This is a genomic window from Rathayibacter sp. AY1C9 (assembly GCF_002932315.1).
Lineage (GTDB): Bacteria > Actinomycetota > Actinomycetes > Actinomycetales > Microbacteriaceae > Rathayibacter.
The window spans coordinates 92,659-108,647 of sequence record NZ_PSVZ01000006.1; the positions used below are offsets into that span (position 1 = coordinate 92,659).

Here is a 15,989-nt window from a genome sequence, read left to right on the forward strand (position 1 = left end):
ATCCTACGCCGCGTGCGACAATGCCCTGTCTCGTGAATCATCGCGGGCCACCCTGCCCGGTCGGGCGCTCCGGCGCCGGTCGACCGCGGCGCACGATCCCGTGGAGCACCCCGATGAATCCGCAGTCCCTGCTGGTCGTGCTGAACATCGTGCTGCTGCTCTTCGCGATCCGGGGCGTGCTGTCGAACCCGAGGCTCTCGAAGGTCGCGAAGGTCTCCTGGGTGGCGTTCATCGTGATCGCGCCGTTCATCGGCAGCCTCGCCTACCTGGCGGTGGGCCGTCGCGGCGGGAGCGGCGGAAGCGGCACGGTCGTGCGCGGCACGGAGCGGCCGTCGGGCTGGTTCTTCGAGCGCTGAGCGGTCGGGTGGCCCTACGGCGGGGGAGACCCGCGGACGTCGGCGCTCCGCGGACCTCCTGACCCTCCGACCCGCGGCAACCCCCTCACCGCAGGCTCCGCCCGCGTCTAGCGTGGAGCGCATGGCCGATCGTCTGCGCTCCAGTGTCAGCCCCTACCTCCGCTCGCACGCGGATAATCCGGTCGACTGGTTCCCCTGGGGCGAGGAGGCGTTCGCCGAGGCGGTGCGCCGCGACGTCCCGGTGATGGTGTCCATCGGCTACTCCACCTGCCACTGGTGCCACGTGATGGCGCGGGAGTCGTTCTCGGATCCGGTGCTCGCCGCGCGGCTGAACGCGGACTTCGTCGCGGTGAAGGTCGACCGCGAGGAGCACCCGGACGTCGACACGGCCTACCTGACGGCCGCGAGCGCGTTCACCCGGCAGCTCGGCTGGCCGCTGACGGCCTTCGCCACCCCCGCCGGCGAGACCTTCTTCGCCGGCACCTACTTCCCGCCGCGCGCCGTCGGCGGCGTGCCCGCCTTCTCCGACGTCCTCGACGCGGTCTCGGAGGCGTGGCGGCTGCGGCGCGACGAGGTGCAGGCGACGGCGGGCGGCCTCGCCGCGGCCCTGCGCGAGGCGACCGCGGCGCTGCCCGCCGATGCCGCACTGCCCGGCGACGCCGAGCTCGACGGCGCCGTCCGCGCACTCGCGGACGAGGAGGACCGGGTGCACGGCGGCTTCGGCGGCGCCCCGAAGTTCCCGGTGGCCCCCGTGCTCGGGTTCCTGGCCTCGCGGCCCTCGGGAGCGGCGCTCGCCGAGCGCACGCTGCTCGCGCTGGCCGCGTCCCCTCTCCGCGACCGCGACGGGGGCTTCTTCCGCTACGCGACGCAGGCCGACTGGAGCGATCCGCACTACGAGCGGATGCTGTACGACAACGCGCAGCTGCTGGACGTCGCGGCCGTCCTGCTCGGGCACGACGGCGCCCGGGTGGAGGAGCTGACCGGGATCGCGGAGGGCGTCGCCGCGTTCCTCCTGACCACTCTCGAGCGGCCGGGCGGCGGCTTCGCGTCGGCGCAGGACTCGGAGAGCATCGTCGACGGTCAGCGCTCGGAGGGCGGCTACTACCTCGCCGAGGACCGGTCCCGCCTCGCGCCACCCGCTCTCGACGAGAAGGTCGTCACCGGCTGGAACGGCCTGGCGATCCGCGCGCTCGCCCGCGCCGGACGCGTGCTCGGACGGGAGGAGTGGATCGACGCCGCCCGGCGCGCGGCGGACGCGGTGCTGCAGCGGCACCTCGTCGACGGCCGCGTCGCGGTGCGCGCCTCCCTCGACGGTGCCGTCTCCTCGGCCCGCCCGGCGCTGGAGGACCTCGGGATGCTGGCCGGCGGGCTCCTCGAGCTCGCCCTGGCGGAGGGCCGCCCGCGCTACGCGGTCGCGGCGCGCACCCTGATCGACGGCGCGCTCGACGCGGCCGACGGCCCGCTGCCGTTCGCGCTGCCCGGGGGAGGGGACCCGGCGCTGACCGCGCGGGGACTCCTGCTCGCGGCCGATCCCTCCGAGGGCGCCTACCCCTCCGGCCTGTCGGCGACGGCGGACGCGGCGCACGAGCTGTACCTGCTCACCGGTTCGCAGCGCTACCGGGAGGCGGCCGAGGCGGTCGTCGCCTCGATCGCTCCGGGCGCGGTCCGGCAGCCGATGGGCTTCGGCGCCGTGCTCGGGCTCGCTTCGCGGCTGGCTCGCCCGGTGCGGCAGCTGGTCGTCGTGGGCCCCGGCGCGGCGGAGGCGGTGCAGGGCGCGCGGTCCGCCGGGATCGGCGTGCTGGTCGGCGTGTCCGACGAGGGCGCCCGGGACTGGGCGGACGCGGGCTTCGAGCTGTTCGAGGGGCGGATCTCGCGGGAGGGGCTGCCGACCGCCTACTCCTGCGAGGCCTTCGTCTGCGCCCTTCCGACGACCCGCCTCCCGGAGGAGCTGCTCACGCGGCCGTGACCACCAGTGGCGCCGCGGGGTCGGCGGCCCACTCGTTGAGCGAGCCGTCGTAGACGACCGCCGTGTGGACTCCGAGCACCGCCAGTGCGAGTGCATCGGCCGTCGCGGCGATCCCGCCCCCGCAGTAGAGGACGATCCGCTCGGCCTGGAGAGCGTCTCCGAACAGCGACCGCAGCCGCTCCGGCGGCAGGAGCGTGTTGTCGGCCCGGTCGACGAGCCGCCCGGCGGGGACGCTCCGCGAGCCCGGCAGGTGTCCGAGGCGGGGTCGGCGCCCCTCCTCCCCGGTGAACTCCTTCGGCGGGACCGCGCAGACCAGCGCCCCGGGAGCCTCGCCGCGCACCACGCTCTCGACGCCGGCCTTGTCGATCCAGAGCGGCCGCTCCTCGCGCACACTGATGCCTCCGCTCTCCGCGGGCTCGACGTGCCCCGTCTCGATCGGGCGCTCCTCCCGCCGCCAGGCCGGGAGCCCGCCGTCGAGCACCGCGACGGCGTCGTGCCCGGCCGAGCGCAGCAGCCACCACAGGCGCGAGGCCCACTGGCCGACCGCGGAGTCGTACACGACGACCACCGAGTCGTCGTCGATGCCGAGCGCGGCGGTCGCGGCGGCGAAGCGCTCCGGGTCGAGCCGGGTGAAGGGCAGGGGAGCCGCCGGATCGGACAGCTGCTCGAGCAGGTCGCCGAACACGGCGCCGGGGACATGCCCCTCGAGGAGGTACTGCTCGTCGCCGCTGAGGTAGCCGGGCCGCCCGTCGAAGCCGGGCACGAGCAGCACGCTGGCGTCGACGACGACGAGGTGCTCGCGGCCGAGCTGGTCGGCGAGCCACTGGGTCGAGACGATCGGCCGGGCGAGGTACGGGACGGAGGAGGTGCTCACCCGCCCCACGCTAGGCGCGACCGCCGACATGTGCGCCCCCGTGCGTCACGCACGGTCACGGACGCCACGGGCGCTCAGCACTCGATGACGTTGACCGCGAGGCCGCCCTCGCTCGTCTCCTTGTACTTCGACGACATGTCGATGCCGGTCTGGCGCATCGTCTCGATGACCGCGTCGAGCGAGACGCGGTGGTCGCCGTCGCCGTGCAGCGCGAGGCGGGCTGCGCTCACCGCGGTGGAGGAGGCGATCGCGTTCCGCTCGATGCAGGGGATCTGCACGAGGCCGCCGACCGGGTCGCAGGTCAGTCCGAGGTGGTGCTCCATCGCGATCTCGGCCGCGTTCTCGACCTGGCGCGGAGTGCCGCCGAGCACCGCGCAGAGCGCTCCGGCGGCCATCGCGCAGGCCGAGCCGACCTCGCCCTGGCAGCCCGCCTCCGCACCGGAGATCGAGGCGTTCGTCTTGCAGAGCGAGCCGATCGCGGTGGCGGTGAGGAGGAAGCGGCGCAGCCCCGCGCGGTCGGCGCCCGGGACGAAGCGGAGGTAGTAGTGCCCGACGGCGGGGATGATGCCCGCCGCTCCGTTCGTCGGAGCCGTCACGACGCGCCCGCCTGCGGCGTTCTCCTCGTTCACCGCGAGGGCGAAGGCGTGGAGCCACTCCACCGAGGTCGCGCGGGCGCGGTCGAGAGGGTCCTCCGCGAAGGCCTCGAGGCGCTCGCGCAGCACCGAGGCGCGGCGGCGGACGCCCAGGCCGCCCGGCAGCACGCCGTCGGTCGCCAGGCCGTGCTCGACGCAGGCGGCCATGGCGTCCCAGATCGCGTCGAGGCGGGCGTCGATGTCGACCCCGGGGTGCAGAGCGCGCTCGTTCGCGGCGGCGATCTCGGCGATGCCGGAGCGGGTCCGGTCGCAGGTCGCCAGCAGGTCGAGCCCGGAGACGAAGGGGTAGGGGTGCGGGGCCAGCGCAGCCAGCTCGGCGCGCTCGCCCGCGCGCCGGATGAAGCCGCCGCCGATCGAGTAGTAGGTCTCCTCCCACACCGGCAGCGGGTCGTCTCCGACCCAGACGCTGAAGGTGAGGGCGTTCGGGTGCTCCGGCAGCCTCGTGCGCGGCTCGAAGACGACGTCGTCGCGCGTCATCGCGAGGCGCTGCTCGCCGGCCAGGAGGATCGTCCCCTCCGCGTCGAGGCGCTGCCAGGCCCCGCGCACCAGCGCCGGGTCGCACGTCTCGGGGTCCAGGCCGGCGAGACCGGCGACCACCGCGTCGGGGGTGCCGTGGCCGATCCCGGTGGAGCCGAGCGAGCCGTAGAGGGTGCAGCCCACCCGGCTCACGCGGCCGAGGAGCCCGGCGTCGCGGATCCGCTCGGCGAGGGCGAGGGCGGCGCGCATCGGTCCGACGGTGTGCGAGCTGGACGGGCCGATCCCCACGCTGAACAGGTCGAGGACGGAGACGTAGGCGCTCATCCACCGAGACTACGCCGGGGCCGGCGGAGTGCGCCGCCCGAGCCGCGCCCGCGACGAAGAGCCACGGAGATCCGGCGTCGACGAGGGTCGGCGGCGGGTCAGCGCAGCGTCTTGCGCGCCGAGATCTGGCCGGTGTCGAAGCCGAGCAGGTGCAGGCCGCCGTGGAAGCGGGCGTGCTCGACCTTGATGCAGCGGTCCATCACGACGGTCAGGCCCTTCGACTCGCCGTACTCGGCCGCCTCCTGGTTCCAGATCCCCAGCTGCACCCAGACCGTGGGCGCGCCGACGGCGAGGACGTCGTCGATCACGGCGGGGATGTCGCTCGCCTTGCGGAACACGTCCACGATGTCGGGCACGACCGGGAGCTCGGCGAGGCTGCGGTAGACCGGCTGCCCCAGGATCTCGGTGGCGTTCGGGTTCACGAAGTAGAGCTCGTAGTCGCTCGACTGCTGCAGGTAGGTGGCGACGAAGTAGGAGGAGCGGGCCGGGTTCGGCGAGGCGCCGACGATCGCCACGGTCCTAGCGCGGCGGAGGATGTCGAGTCGCCTGCGGGCGTCGGGGCCCACCCAGGTGCGCTGCGAGCGCAGCATCTTCGCCAGCGGCGAGTTCGCCGGGACCGAGCAGCTCAGCCCGTTGGACAGCTGGACGACCGTGTCGGCGGTGTCGGTGGTGCTCATGCTCAGACCTCCACGGCCGGGGTGTGCAGGGTGGTGGTCGTGTCCTCGGGGAGCTCGGTCGGAGTGTCGGGAGTGCCGTGCTCCTCGACCGCGCGGGCGAGCGCCTGGTCGAGATCGTAGATGATGTCGTCCGCGTCCTCGATGCCGACGGAGAGGCGGACGAGTCCGGGGAGGACGCCCGCGTGGAGGAGCTGGTCCTCGGTGAGCTGGGCGTGGGTGGTCGAGGCGGGGTGGATCACCAGCGTCTTGGCGTCGCCGATGTTGGCGAGGTGGCTGGCGAGGTCGACCGATTCGATGAAGGTCTGGCCGACGGCGCGGCCGCCCTTGACCACGAAGCTGAAGACCGAGCCCGGTCCCTTCGGCAGGTACTTCTGCGCGCGGTCGTGGTGCGGGTGCGCGGGCAGCCCGGCCCAGTAGACCGCCTCGATGCGGGGGTCGGCGTCGAGCCACTCGGCGACGCGGCGCGCGTTGTCGACGTGCGCCTGGATCCGGTACGGCAGCGTCTCGACGCCCTGGGCGAGCAGGAACGCGGAGTGCGGAGCGAGGACCGGCCCGATGTCGCGCAGCTGCTCCGCGCGCAGGCGCGTGAGGAAGCCGTACTCCCCGAAGTTGCCGTCCCACGACAGGTCCCCGTAGGAGGCCACCGGGTCGTGCAGCAGCGGGAACTTCTCGGGGGAGTAGTGGAAGCGCCCCGACTCGACGACGACGCCGCCGAGCGTGGTGCCGTGTCCGCCGAGGAACTTGGTGGCCGAGTGGATGACGATGTCGGCGCCCCACTCGATCGGGCGGACGAGGTAGGGCGTGGCGACCGTGGAGTCGATGATCAGCGGGATGCCGGCGGCGTGCGCGACCGCGGCGAGGCCCTCGATGTCGGCGATCTCGCCGGAGGGGTTCGCGATCGTCTCGGCGTAGAGCACCTTGGTCTTCTCGGTGATCGCCGCCGCGTAGTCGGCCGGGTCGCTCGAGCGGACGAAGGTGGTGTCCACTCCGAAACGGCGGAGCGTGACGTCGAGCTGGGTGATCGATCCGCCGTAGAGGTTGGCGGAGGACACCACGTGGTCGCCCGCGCCGACGAGCGCCGCGAAGGTGATGAACTGCGCCGAGAGCCCGGAGGCCGTGGCGACGGCGCCGAGGCCGCCCTCGAGGCTCGCGACGCGCTCCTCGAAGGAGGCGACCGTGGGGTTCGACAGGCGCGAGTAGACGTTGCCGTACTTCTGCAGCGCGAAGCGGGCCGCGGCGTCGGAGGTGTCGTCGAAGACGAAGGCGCTGGTCTGGTAGATCGGCAGAGCGCGGGCGCCCGTCACCGCGTCGGGGATGTTGCCCGCGTGGATCGCACGCGTCTTGAAGCCGTACTCACGATCTGCCATGCGATCGACGCTAGCGGGAGCCGCCGACACCGCCGCGCCGGAGCGACGCATCGCGTAACAGAGCGGCCCCGCAGTGCAGAGCGACCGTGCGCGACAGAGCGGTCGAGCGGATCGGAGCGCCGATCAGAGCGCCAGCTGCACCGCGGCCAGTCCCATCGCCGCGATCGCCGCCCACGACACCAGGGCGACGAGGAGAGCACGCCACCCCGTCGTCACGAGCGCGCGCACCCGGACGGCGCTGCCGAGCGCGAAGAGGGCCGCGGCGAGGAGCCAGGTCTGCGCGGTGTCGGCGGCGGCGAGCAGTCCCTCCGGCAGGGGGAGGAGCGTGCGCAGCAGCACCGCGGCGAGGAACCCGACCACGAACAGCGGCACGATCGCCGGGCGCGTCCCGCCGGTCCCGCCTCGGCGCCTCGTGACCGCCGCCGCCACCGCGACCATCGGCGCCAGCATGACCACTCGGGTGAGCTTCACCACGACCGCGACGGCCAGCGCCGACGCTCCCGCCACCTGGGCCGTCGCCACGACCTGGCCCACGTCGTGGACCGAGGCGCCGACCCAGTGCCCGAACTGCACGTCGGAGAGCCCGAGCGGCTGCTGCAGGGCGGGGAGCACTGCGATCGCGAGCGTGCCGCAGAGCGTCACCAGCGCGACCGGCGTCGCCTGCTCCTGCTCCTTCGCCCGGGTCGCTCCGGCCATCGCGCCGATCGCCGAGGCCCCGCAGATCGAGAAGCCCGCCGCGAGCAGCAGCGGCTCCTGCCCGGGCAGCCGGAGCGCCCGGCCCAGCGCCCAGGTCAGGCCGAAGGTGGCCAGGACGATCCCGACGACGACCAGGATCGCGCCCCAGCCCAGCGCTGCGATGTCGATCAGAGAGAGCTTCAGCCCGAGCAGGACGATGCCGGCGCGCATCAGCGAGCGGGACGAGAACTTCAGGCCCGGCGCCAGCGCCCCGCTCAGCAGGGGGCGCGCCGCGGGCAGCTGCGCCACGAGGATCCCGAGCGCGACCGCCGCGGTCAGCATCGGCACTGCCGGCACCGTCGCGTGCAGCAGGGCCGCGATCACCGCCGCGACGGCGCAGGCCGCGACTCCCGGGCCCAGCCGCCGGATCATACCCACGAGGGCAGCCACATGTGGGCCTGCCAGAAGGTGAAGGACGTCTGCGCGCCGATCCAGAGCGGCAGGAAGTAGGCCGTCAGCGCGGCCGCCGCCACCGCGAAGACGAGCACCACGAGGACGCCGCGGGTGCGCCGCCTCCGCTCGTCGCCCGGACTCCCGATCACGATCCCGGCCGTCAGCGCCAGTGCCAGCATCATGTAGGGCTCGAAGACGACGCAGTAGAACTGGAACACCGTGCGGTCGAGGTAGAGGAGCCACGGCAGGTAGCCCGCGACGATCCCCATCAGCACGTAGCCGGCGCGCCACTCCCGGTACCGCGCGAGCCGGTAGAGGAGGTACACCAGCGCCAGGACCCCGGCGTACCAGATGAGCGGATTGGCGACCGAGGTGATCGCCTCGTCGCAGCGTGCGGCGGTGCAGCCGTCGACGCCCGTCGCCTGGTCGACGAAGTACATGCTGGTCGGCCGGAGCATGAGCAGCCAGGTGAGCGGGTTCGCCTCGTAGGGGTGCGAGGCCCGCAGGTTGATCGAGTAGTCGTACATCTGCACGTGGTAGTGCCAGAGGCTCTGCGCCCAGTCCGGCACCCACGCCAGAGCCCCGGTCCAGGCGTTGCCGGGGGCCTCCGACGCCCACTGCCGGGCCCATCCGCCGGAGGTGCGCAGCCAGCCCGTCCAGGTCACGAGGTAGGCGATCAGGGCGATCGGCACGACCAGGAGGAAGGTGACCGGACCCTGCTTGAGGATCGCGCCGCTGCCCCAGAACGGCACGCCCGCGCGGCGCCGCATCAGCGCGTCGACGACCACCGCGTACACGCCGTACGCCGCGAGGAAGTAGACGCCCGTCCACTTCACGCCCGCGGCCAGGCCGAAGAGCACGCCGGCCGCGAGCAGCCAGGGCCGCCACCACAGGACCGGCCCCCAGCTCGGCAGCGCTCCCGCCGCCACCTTCCGCGCCAGCTGCAGGTCGGCCCAGCGCCGGTCCAGCAGCACCGCCGCGACCCCGCAGAGCGCGACGAACATCAGGATCCCGTCCAGGAGCGACACCCGCGACATCACGATCGCGTGGCCGTCGAGCGCGAGCATCAGCCCCGCGAAGGAGGAGAGGAGGGTGGAGCGGAACAGGAGGCGGCCGATCACGATCACCAGCGCGACGGCGAGGATCCCCACGACGGCGGTCGCGACGCGCCAGCCGACGCTGTCGTCCGCGCCGAACACGCCCATCCCGAGCCCGATGATCCACTTGCCCAGCGGCGGATGCACCACGAAGGACGGCGCCCCCGTGAAGGTGTCCACGTCGCCGGCCGCGAAGCCGGGGTCCGGGTTCTCGGGCCAGGCGCCCTCGAACCCGAGGTTCCAGAGGGTCCAGGCGTCCTTCACGTAGAAGGTCTCGTCGAACACGAGCGAGCGCGGGTGGCTGAGGTTCCACAGCCGCAGCACCGCGGCCAGGGCGACCACCAGCAGCGGCAGTCCGAGCTCGTACAGCCGGCGGCGCGCGGGGGAGGCGACGAGCCGGGCGTGCAGGTCGTCGAACCAGGAGCCGCGCGGCACGTCCGGGAGCGGGGTGCGCTCCCGCGGTGCGGACGCCTCGGCGGGCTCCACCGGGACCGAGCGCGCCGATCCCGCCGCGTCCAGGAGCAGGTCGTCGAAGTCGCGCTGCGGTCGGTCCGTCACCCGGCCATGCTAACGGGGCGCGTCCTCCCGGGACGGCGGCGATCCGCGGCGGGAGGCCCCGGACCCGGCCTGGGAGACTGGCGGCATGATCATCCTCGCCGGCACTCCCATCGGAAACCTCGGCGACGCCTCCCGCCGGCTCGTGGAGGCGCTGGGCTCCGCCCGCCACGTCGCCGCCGAGGACACGCGCGTGACCATCCAGCTGATGCGCGCCCTGGGTGTCGAGAACCGGCCCGCCCTCTACGCCCTGCACGACCACAACGAGCGCGAGCGCGCCGCCGAGCTGGTGGAGCTGGCCCGCGAGGAGGACCTGCTCGTGCTGAGCGATGCTGGCATGCCCACGGTCTCGGACCCGGGCTACCACCTGGTCGAGGCGGCGGTGGCGGCGGGAGTCGCGGTCACCGCGCTGCCCGGTCCCTCGGCGGTGCTCATGGCGCTCGCCGTGTCCGGGCTCCCGACGGACCGCTTCAGTTTCGAGGGGTTCCTGCCCCGCCGGCACGGCGAGCGGGTCTCGACCTTCCGGGCGCTCGTCGACGAGCGGCGCACCATGGTCTTCTTCGAGTCCCCGCACCGGATCGGCGACGCGCTCGCCGACCTGGTCGAGGCGATGGGCCCGGAGCGGCGCGTCGTCGTCTGCCGCGAGCTCACCAAGATGTTCGAGGAGGTCCGGCGCGGCACGGCGGCCGAGCTGGCCGAGTGGGCGGCCGACGGCCTGCGCGGCGAGATCTGCCTGGTCGTCGAGGGAGCCCCCGCGAGGGAGGCGTCGCTCGAGGACGCGCTGGCCGACGTGCTGGCCCGCGTCGAGGCCGGATCGCGGCTCAAGGAGGCGTCGGCCGAGGTCGCCGAGATCACGGGGCTCTCGCGCCGCGCTCTCTACGAGGCGGCGCTCGCCTCCCGCCGCGGCTGAGAGCTCCCTCCCAGACGGCGCCCGCGGCCGGTCGTCCACGGCCTCCGTCACACGCCGGGAGCGGTGCCGCGCGGTGAATAGGATGGTCGCCATGTCCGACGGCGCCTCCTTCTACCTCACGACCCCGATCTTCTACGTGAACGACGTCCCGCACATCGGGCACGCGTACACCGAGGTCGCCGCCGACGTGCTCACCCGCTGGCACCGCCAGGCGGGCGACGACACCTGGCTGCTGACCGGCACGGACGAGCACGGCCAGAAGATCCTCCGCACCGCCACCGCCAACGGCACGACCCCCCAGGAGTGGGCCGACCGCCTCGTGAGGACCGCGTGGCAGCCGCTGCTCGAGACCATCGACATCGCCAACGACGACTTCATCCGCACCACGGACGCGCGGCACGAGGTCAACGTCCAGAAGTTCCTGCAGAAGCTGTACGACGAGGACGCGATCTACACCGGCGAGTACGAGGGCTACTACTGCGTGGGCTGCGAGGAGTACAAGCAGCTGTCCGACCTCGAGGAGGGCACCGGCGACTACGCCGGCCAGTACGTCTGCAAGATCCACTCGAAGCCGGTCGAGCTGCTGAAGGAGAAGAACTACTTCTTCAAGATGAGCGAGTACACCGAGCGGCTGCTCGCGCTCTACGAGGAGCGTCCCGACTTCGTCCAGCCCGAGTCGGCGCGCAACGAGGTCGTCAGCTTCGTCCGCCAGGGCCTGGCCGACCTGTCGATCTCCCGCTCCAGCTTCGACTGGGGCGTGAAGGTCCCGTGGGACGACTCCCACGTGGTCTACGTCTGGTTCGACGCGCTGCTCAACTACATCACCGCGGTCGGCTACGGCCAGGACGAGGCGGAGTTCGAGCGCCGCTGGCCCGCGACCCACATCGTCGGCAAGGACATCCTGCGCTTCCACGCGGTGATCTGGCCCGCCATGCTCATGGCCGCGGGCCTCGAGGTCCCCCGGCAGGTGTTCGGCCACGGCTGGCTGCTGGTCGGCGGCGAGAAGATGTCGAAGTCGAAGCTCACCGGCATCGCGCCCGAGCAGATCACCGACACCTTCGGCTCCGACGCCTTCCGCTACTACTTCCTCCGGGCCATCACCTTCGGCCAGGACGGCTCGTTCTCATGGGAGGACCTGTCGGCGCGCTACCAGTCCGAGCTCGCGAACGGCTTCGGCAACCTCGCCTCGCGGGTCGTCGCGATGCTGCACCGCTACTACGACGGCGTCGTGCCTGCGCCGGGCGAGCCGACCGAGGCGGAGGAGCGCGTGCAGCGCATCGTCGCCGAAGCCGCCGCGTCGGCCGACCGGGCGATCGACGCGCTCGCGATCCACGATGCGATCACCGCCGTGTGGAGCATCGTCGAGGAGCTCAACGGCTACATCACCGAGCAGGAGCCGTGGGCACTCGCCAAGCGCGAGGAGCGCGAGCGCCTCGGCACGGTGCTCTACACCGCGACGGAGGGGCTCCGCGCCCTGGCCGTGCTGCTCTCGCCGGTCGTGCCGCGCGCGACGGCGTCCCTCTGGGAGGCGCTCGGTGTGACGGAGTCGCTGGGCGCCCTCACCGCGCAGCCGATCCGCGAGGCGGGCCGGTGGGGAGTCCTCCCCGTCGGCACCACCGTCGGCACGCTCGTCGCGCTCTTCCCGCGCATCGAGGCTCCTGCGTCCTGACGGCCGCGCCTCGAATTGTGGACCGAGCAGCCGAGCGGTGCGGAGTCGCCGACGGAGGATCCGCAGGAGAGTGCCCGATGACCGTGATCCGAACGCGAGGGGCCGGGTGCGAGCGGCCCGCCGCTCCGTGGGGGCGCTGATGGCGCGCGAGGTCCTCGACGCTCTCGAGCAGGCGGCCGAGCTCACCCGGCGCCACGTCGGGCACCCGGAGCGCGCCGCCGCGCTCGCCCTGCGCCTGCATCGGGTGACCGCTCCGACCGAGCTCGTCTACACCCGGTTCCCGCCGACCCTCAGCCTGGTGCTGGCCGGCCGGAAGCGCTCGGTGGTCGGCGACTCCGACGAGCGGTGGGGCGCCGGCCGCTTCCTGATCACCCCCGTCGACCTGCCGGTGGTGGCGGCCGTCGTGGAGACCGGCGACCGCGGCGACTTCCTGTCGGCCAACTGGCGTCTCGACCCGCTCGTGGTGGCCAAGATCGCGGCGCTCGCCCCCCGGACGGCCCCGCGGGCTCCCGCCCCGCGGATCGGCACGGTCACGGAGGAGATGGCCGACTCGCTGCGCCGACTCTTCCGTCTGCTCGACGCCCCCGCCGACATCCCGGTGCTCGCCCCCGCGATCACGCGCGAGCTCGTGCTGAGGCTGCTGCAGACGGACCAGGCGCCCCGGCTGCTGGCCGCGTCCAGCACCGTCCGCTCGGAGGCCGTCTCCCGCGCGGTCGAGGCGATGAGCGCGTCGCTGTCGCGCGGATGGACCCTCGGCGCGCTCGCCGCGGAGGCGGGCACCAGCGTGCCCACACTCACCCGCCGCTTCCGCGAGCTGACCGGGATGTCGCCGCTGGGCTACCTGCGGCGGCTCCGCCTCGGGGAGGCCAGGAGGCTGCTCCTGGTCCGGGGCGACACCGCCGCGCAGGCCGCGGCCGCGGTCGGCTACGCGAGCGCGTCGCACTTCGGGCGCGACTACCGCCGCGCCTATGAGACGACCCCCGCGGCCGACGCCGCGCTCCACCCCGGGCCGCTCGTCCAGATCCACTGAGCGGCGGGCGCTGTCGCGGGGACTCCGAGCGGCGCGTGCCGCGGCGTCAGACGCGGGCGCCGACGATGCCTCCGTCGACGTCGAGCGTCGTGCCGTGGACGTACGAGGCCTCGTCCGAGACGAGCCAGCGCACGGCCAGGGCGATCTCGTCCGGACGTCCGGGCCGGCCGGCGGGGGCGGACGCGGTCATCTGCTCCAGGATCGCCGCGGCGTGCTCGTTGCCGGGCGTGAGAGTCGCGCCGGGCGCGACGGCGACCACGCGCACGCCGCTCGGGCCGTACTCGGCCGCCCACGCCCGCGTGAGGTGCTCCAGCGCCGCCTTGGTCGCGGGGTAGAGCGCGGTCCCGGGCGTTCCCACCCGTCCCATCCACGAGGTGATGTTGACGACCACTCCGCTCCCGCGCTCGGCCATGGCCGGGGCGATCGCCGCGACGAGCTGGTGCGGCACGCGGATGTTCGTGGTGAGGAGGGACTCGACATCGGCGTCGCTGAGGTCGGCGGTCGGCCCCACCGGGAACACTCCGGCGTTGTTGACGAGGACGTCGATCCGCCCGTCGAGGAGGGTCAGCGCCCGCCCGGCGACGGCGCGGGTCTCCTCCGGCGTGCCCGCGAGGTCGGCGACGAGCGCGGAGGCGGTGCCCCCGTCGGCGCGGATGCCGCGGACGACGGACCCGACCCGCTCGGGGTCGCGTCCGTGCACGAGGACGTGAGCGCCGGCCCCGGCGAGCCGGCGGGCGATGGCTGCGCCGATCCCGCTCGAGGATCCGGTGACGAGGGCATGGCGCCCGGCGAGGGAGCCGGGTGCGGAGTGGGCGAGGAGCTCGGTGTCTGTCATGGCTCCAGCCTCCCGGCGGCGCGGGAGGCGGGCTGTCCCGATCCGATCGGGTGCTGACCCGATCCGCTCAGGGCGCCTCAGCGGCCGCCTCTCGGCCCTCGTCCACCCGGGACTCCGGCCCGCGCGAGCCCTCCCGGTAGCCTGGAGCGCATGACCGACAGCCAGCACGTCCGCTCCCGCGAGGCCTCGTCCGGCCGCGACCTGACGTACCCGCCGCTGCCCGAGGCGCTCGTCGTCCCCGTCTACGACAACCACACGCACCTCGAGATCGCCGACGGCCTCGAGCCGCTCGACCACCGCGAGCAGCTCGACCGGGCCTCCACCGTCGGCGTCCGCGGCGTCGTCCAGGTCGGCACGGACGTCGAGACGAGCCGCTGGTCGGCCGAGCAGGCGGCGAGCGAGCCGCGCATGCTGGCCGCCGTCGCGATCCACCCCAACGAGGCGCCCGAGCTGGAGCAGCGCGGCGAGCTCGACGCCGCCCTCGCCGTGATCGCCGAGCTGGCGGAGCAGCCGCGGGTGCGCGCCATCGGCGAGACCGGGCTCGACTTCTTCCGCACCGGCGAGAGCGGCCGCGCCGCGCAGTTCCGCTCCTTCGAGGAGCACATCCGCATCGCGAAGGAGCACGACCTCGCGCTGCAGATCCACGACCGCGACGCGCACCGCGAGGTCATCGAGACCCTGCGCCGCGTCGGCGCCCCCGAGCGCACCGTCTTCCACTGCTTCTCCGGCGATGCCGAGATGGCGCGGATGTGCACGGACGAGGGCTGGTACCTCTCCTTCGCCGGCACCGTGACGTTCAAGAACGCCGAGCCGCTGCGGGAGGCGCTCGTCGCGACTCCTCGGCACCTCATCCTGGTCGAGACCGACGCGCCGTACCTCACTCCGTCGCCCTTCCGCGGCCGCCCGAACGCGCCCTACCTCCTCCCGCACACCCTGCGCTCGATGGCCGCGACCCTCGAGACCGACGTCGGCCACCTGGCCGCGACGATCGCCTCGAACACGGAGGCCGTGTACGGCGAGTGGGGCGGCGAGGTCGGCTCCGAGCCGACGGAGCCGGTCGGACCCCTCGCATGAGCGGCCGCCACGCCGCCGAGCCGACGGCCGCCGCGATCCCGCGCCTGCTGGGCCCGGCCGAGATCCGCGACCTCGCCGGCTTGCTCGACGTCACGCCGACCAAGAAGCTCGGCCAGAACTTCGTGCACGACGCCAACACGGTCCGCCGCATCGTCAAGCTCGCTCGGGTGCGCCCGGGGGAGACCGTCGTCGAGATCGGCCCCGGCCTCGGATCGCTGACCCTCGGCCTGCTCGAGGCGGGCGCGCAGGTCGTGGCCGTCGAGATCGACGGGCGCCTCGCCGAGCAGCTGCCGCGCACCGTCGAGCTGATGGCGCCGGGCGCCGATCTCGCGGTCGTGCACGCCGACGCGATGAAGGTGCTCGACCTGCCGGGGGATCCGGTCCGGCTCGTCGCCAACCTCCCGTACAACATCTCGGTGCCGGTGCTCCTGCACTTCCTCGAGCACTTCGCCAGCATCCGGTCCGGAGTGGTGATGGTGCAGTCCGAGGTCGGGCACCGGCTCGCCGCCGGTCCCGGCTCCAAGGTCTACGGCGGCCCGAGCGTCAAGGCGGCGTGGTTCGGCTCCTGGACGACGGGCGGCGCGGTCTCGCGTCAGATCTTCTGGCCGGTGCCGAACGTCGACAGCGTGCTCGTCGCGTTCGACCGCGGCGAGGAGCCGGGCGACGAGACCCTGCGCCGCGCCGTCTTCGCGGTCGTCGACGCGGCGTTCGCGCAGCGGAGGAAGATGCTCCGCCAGTCGCTCGCGACCCTCTTCGGCGACAGCGCCGCGGCGATCGTCGCGCTCGAGCGGGCCGGCGTCCCGCAGACCGCGCGCGGCGAGGAGCTGGACGTCGCCGCCTTCGTCCGCCTGGGCCGCGAGCTCGATCCGGCGCGGGTCCCCGTGCGCGGCGCGGCGGTGCCCGACGGGTCGCTGGCGGAGACCGACGGGGACGACGCGGACGGCGACGGGGAGCCCGCCCCGGGTGCGGACGAGGGCGCCTCCGCCACCCTGTAGCG

At 73.8% G+C, this 15,989-nt stretch carries 14 protein-coding genes; 7 read left to right on the plus strand and 7 right to left on the minus strand.

Translation table 11 applies throughout. The annotated features are described in order from the left end of the window. Positions 1-113 precede the first annotated feature (113 nt). Together C5D09_RS06610 and C5D09_RS06615 are read left to right on the plus strand one after the other, a co-directional pair. A complete protein-coding gene (locus C5D09_RS06610) occupies positions 114-356 on the plus strand; it encodes a PLDc N-terminal domain-containing protein (RefSeq protein WP_159939582.1) in 243 nt (80 codons plus the stop codon). Between the two features lie 121 nt (positions 357-477). Next, on the plus strand, positions 478-2,322 hold the full coding sequence (locus C5D09_RS06615) for a thioredoxin domain-containing protein (protein WP_104268894.1): 1,845 nt from the start codon (positions 478-480) through the stop codon (positions 2,320-2,322). On the opposite strand, the gene C5D09_RS06620 is transcribed toward C5D09_RS06615, so the two are convergent. The 6 genes from C5D09_RS06620 to C5D09_RS06645 form a co-directional block, all read right to left on the minus strand. Then, a complete protein-coding gene (locus C5D09_RS06620; RefSeq protein WP_181135011.1) occupies positions 2,309-3,196 on the minus strand; it encodes a sulfurtransferase in 888 nt (295 codons plus the stop codon). The two genes, C5D09_RS06615 and C5D09_RS06620, sit on opposite strands and share 14 nt — an antisense overlap. Before the next feature lie 74 nt (positions 3,197-3,270). Then, on the minus strand, positions 3,271-4,650 hold the full coding sequence (locus C5D09_RS06625; protein ID WP_104268896.1) for an L-serine ammonia-lyase: 1,380 nt from the start codon (positions 4,648-4,650) through the stop codon (positions 3,271-3,273). 98 nt (positions 4,651-4,748) lie between these two features. Continuing rightward, on the minus strand, positions 4,749-5,327 hold the full coding sequence (locus C5D09_RS06630) for a CoA-binding protein (RefSeq protein ID WP_104233696.1): 579 nt from the start codon (positions 5,325-5,327) through the stop codon (positions 4,749-4,751). A 2-nt stretch (positions 5,328-5,329) separates the two neighbouring features. Next, positions 5,330-6,694, minus strand: a complete 1,365-nt coding sequence (locus C5D09_RS06635) for an O-acetylhomoserine aminocarboxypropyltransferase/cysteine synthase family protein (RefSeq protein WP_104247355.1) — start codon at positions 6,692-6,694, stop codon at positions 5,330-5,332. A 123-nt stretch (positions 6,695-6,817) separates the two neighbouring features. Next, a complete protein-coding gene (locus tag C5D09_RS06640; RefSeq protein WP_104226922.1) occupies positions 6,818-7,801 on the minus strand; it encodes a YeiH family protein in 984 nt (327 codons plus the stop codon). Continuing rightward, positions 7,798-9,477: a dolichyl-phosphate-mannose--protein mannosyltransferase gene (locus C5D09_RS06645; RefSeq protein WP_258066932.1), complete on the minus strand. Its 1,680-nt coding sequence runs from the start codon at positions 9,475-9,477 to the stop codon at positions 7,798-7,800. The genes C5D09_RS06640 and C5D09_RS06645 overlap by 4 nt, the downstream gene beginning before the upstream one ends. An 85-nt stretch (positions 9,478-9,562) precedes the next feature. On the opposite strand from C5D09_RS06645, the gene rsmI reads away from it, so the two are divergent. The 3 genes from rsmI to C5D09_RS06660 all read left to right on the plus strand — a co-directional run bounded on the left by rsmI (position 9,563) and on the right by C5D09_RS06660 (position 13,083). Beyond that, positions 9,563-10,384, plus strand: a complete 822-nt coding sequence (rsmI, locus tag C5D09_RS06650) for a 16S rRNA (cytidine(1402)-2'-O)-methyltransferase (RefSeq protein WP_104226923.1) — start codon at positions 9,563-9,565, stop codon at positions 10,382-10,384. A 91-nt stretch (positions 10,385-10,475) separates the two neighbouring features. Next, positions 10,476-12,053, plus strand: coding sequence for a methionine--tRNA ligase (gene metG, locus C5D09_RS06655; RefSeq protein ID WP_104268897.1), 1,578 nt, complete (start codon positions 10,476-10,478; stop codon positions 12,051-12,053). Positions 12,054-12,123: 70 nt separating this feature from the next. Beyond that, positions 12,124-13,083, plus strand: a complete 960-nt coding sequence (locus tag C5D09_RS06660; protein WP_258066933.1) for an AraC family transcriptional regulator — start codon at positions 12,124-12,126, stop codon at positions 13,081-13,083. A 46-nt stretch (positions 13,084-13,129) separates the two neighbouring features. Here the strand turns inward: C5D09_RS06660 and C5D09_RS06665 are convergent, their stop codons facing one another. Continuing rightward, positions 13,130-13,918: an SDR family NAD(P)-dependent oxidoreductase gene (locus tag C5D09_RS06665; RefSeq protein WP_104268898.1), complete on the minus strand. Its 789-nt coding sequence runs from the start codon at positions 13,916-13,918 to the stop codon at positions 13,130-13,132. Positions 13,919-14,068: 150 nt separating this feature from the next. Between C5D09_RS06665 and C5D09_RS06670 the strand changes: the two genes are divergently transcribed. Both C5D09_RS06670 and rsmA read left to right on the plus strand, forming a co-directional pair. Continuing rightward, complete coding sequence (locus C5D09_RS06670) at positions 14,069-14,992, plus strand: TatD family hydrolase (RefSeq protein WP_104222332.1); 924 nt, start codon at positions 14,069-14,071, stop codon at positions 14,990-14,992. Further along, complete coding sequence (gene rsmA, locus C5D09_RS06675; protein ID WP_181125613.1) at positions 14,989-15,987, plus strand: 16S rRNA (adenine(1518)-N(6)/adenine(1519)-N(6))-dimethyltransferase RsmA; 999 nt, start codon at positions 14,989-14,991, stop codon at positions 15,985-15,987. The genes C5D09_RS06670 and rsmA overlap by 4 nt, the downstream gene beginning before the upstream one ends. The last annotated feature ends 2 nt before the right edge of the window (positions 15,988-15,989 follow it).

Bases quoted from the DNA above. Each gene is read 5' to 3' on its own strand.
- C5D09_RS06610 (WP_159939582.1), top strand. From the start codon at position 114: ATGAATCCGCAGTCCCTGCTGGTCGTGCTGAACATCGTGCTGCTGCTC.
- C5D09_RS06615 (WP_104268894.1), top strand. From the start codon at position 478: ATGGCCGATCGTCTGCGCTCCAGTGTCAGCCCCTACCTCCGCTCGCAC.
- C5D09_RS06625 (WP_104268896.1), bottom strand. From the start codon at position 4,650: ATGAGCGCCTACGTCTCCGTCCTCGACCTGTTCAGCGTGGGGATCGGC.
- C5D09_RS06630 (WP_104233696.1), bottom strand. From the start codon at position 5,327: ATGAGCACCACCGACACCGCCGACACGGTCGTCCAGCTGTCCAACGGG.
- C5D09_RS06635 (WP_104247355.1), bottom strand. From the start codon at position 6,694: ATGGCAGATCGTGAGTACGGCTTCAAGACGCGTGCGATCCACGCGGGC.
- C5D09_RS06640 (WP_104226922.1), bottom strand. From the start codon at position 7,801: ATGATCCGGCGGCTGGGCCCGGGAGTCGCGGCCTGCGCCGTCGCGGCG.
- rsmI (WP_104226923.1), top strand. From the start codon at position 9,563: ATGATCATCCTCGCCGGCACTCCCATCGGAAACCTCGGCGACGCCTCC.
- metG (WP_104268897.1), top strand. From the start codon at position 10,476: ATGTCCGACGGCGCCTCCTTCTACCTCACGACCCCGATCTTCTACGTG.
- C5D09_RS06665 (WP_104268898.1), bottom strand. From the start codon at position 13,918: ATGACAGACACCGAGCTCCTCGCCCACTCCGCACCCGGCTCCCTCGCC.
- C5D09_RS06670 (WP_104222332.1), top strand. From the start codon at position 14,069: ATGACCGACAGCCAGCACGTCCGCTCCCGCGAGGCCTCGTCCGGCCGC.
- rsmA (WP_181125613.1), top strand. From the start codon at position 14,989: ATGAGCGGCCGCCACGCCGCCGAGCCGACGGCCGCCGCGATCCCGCGC.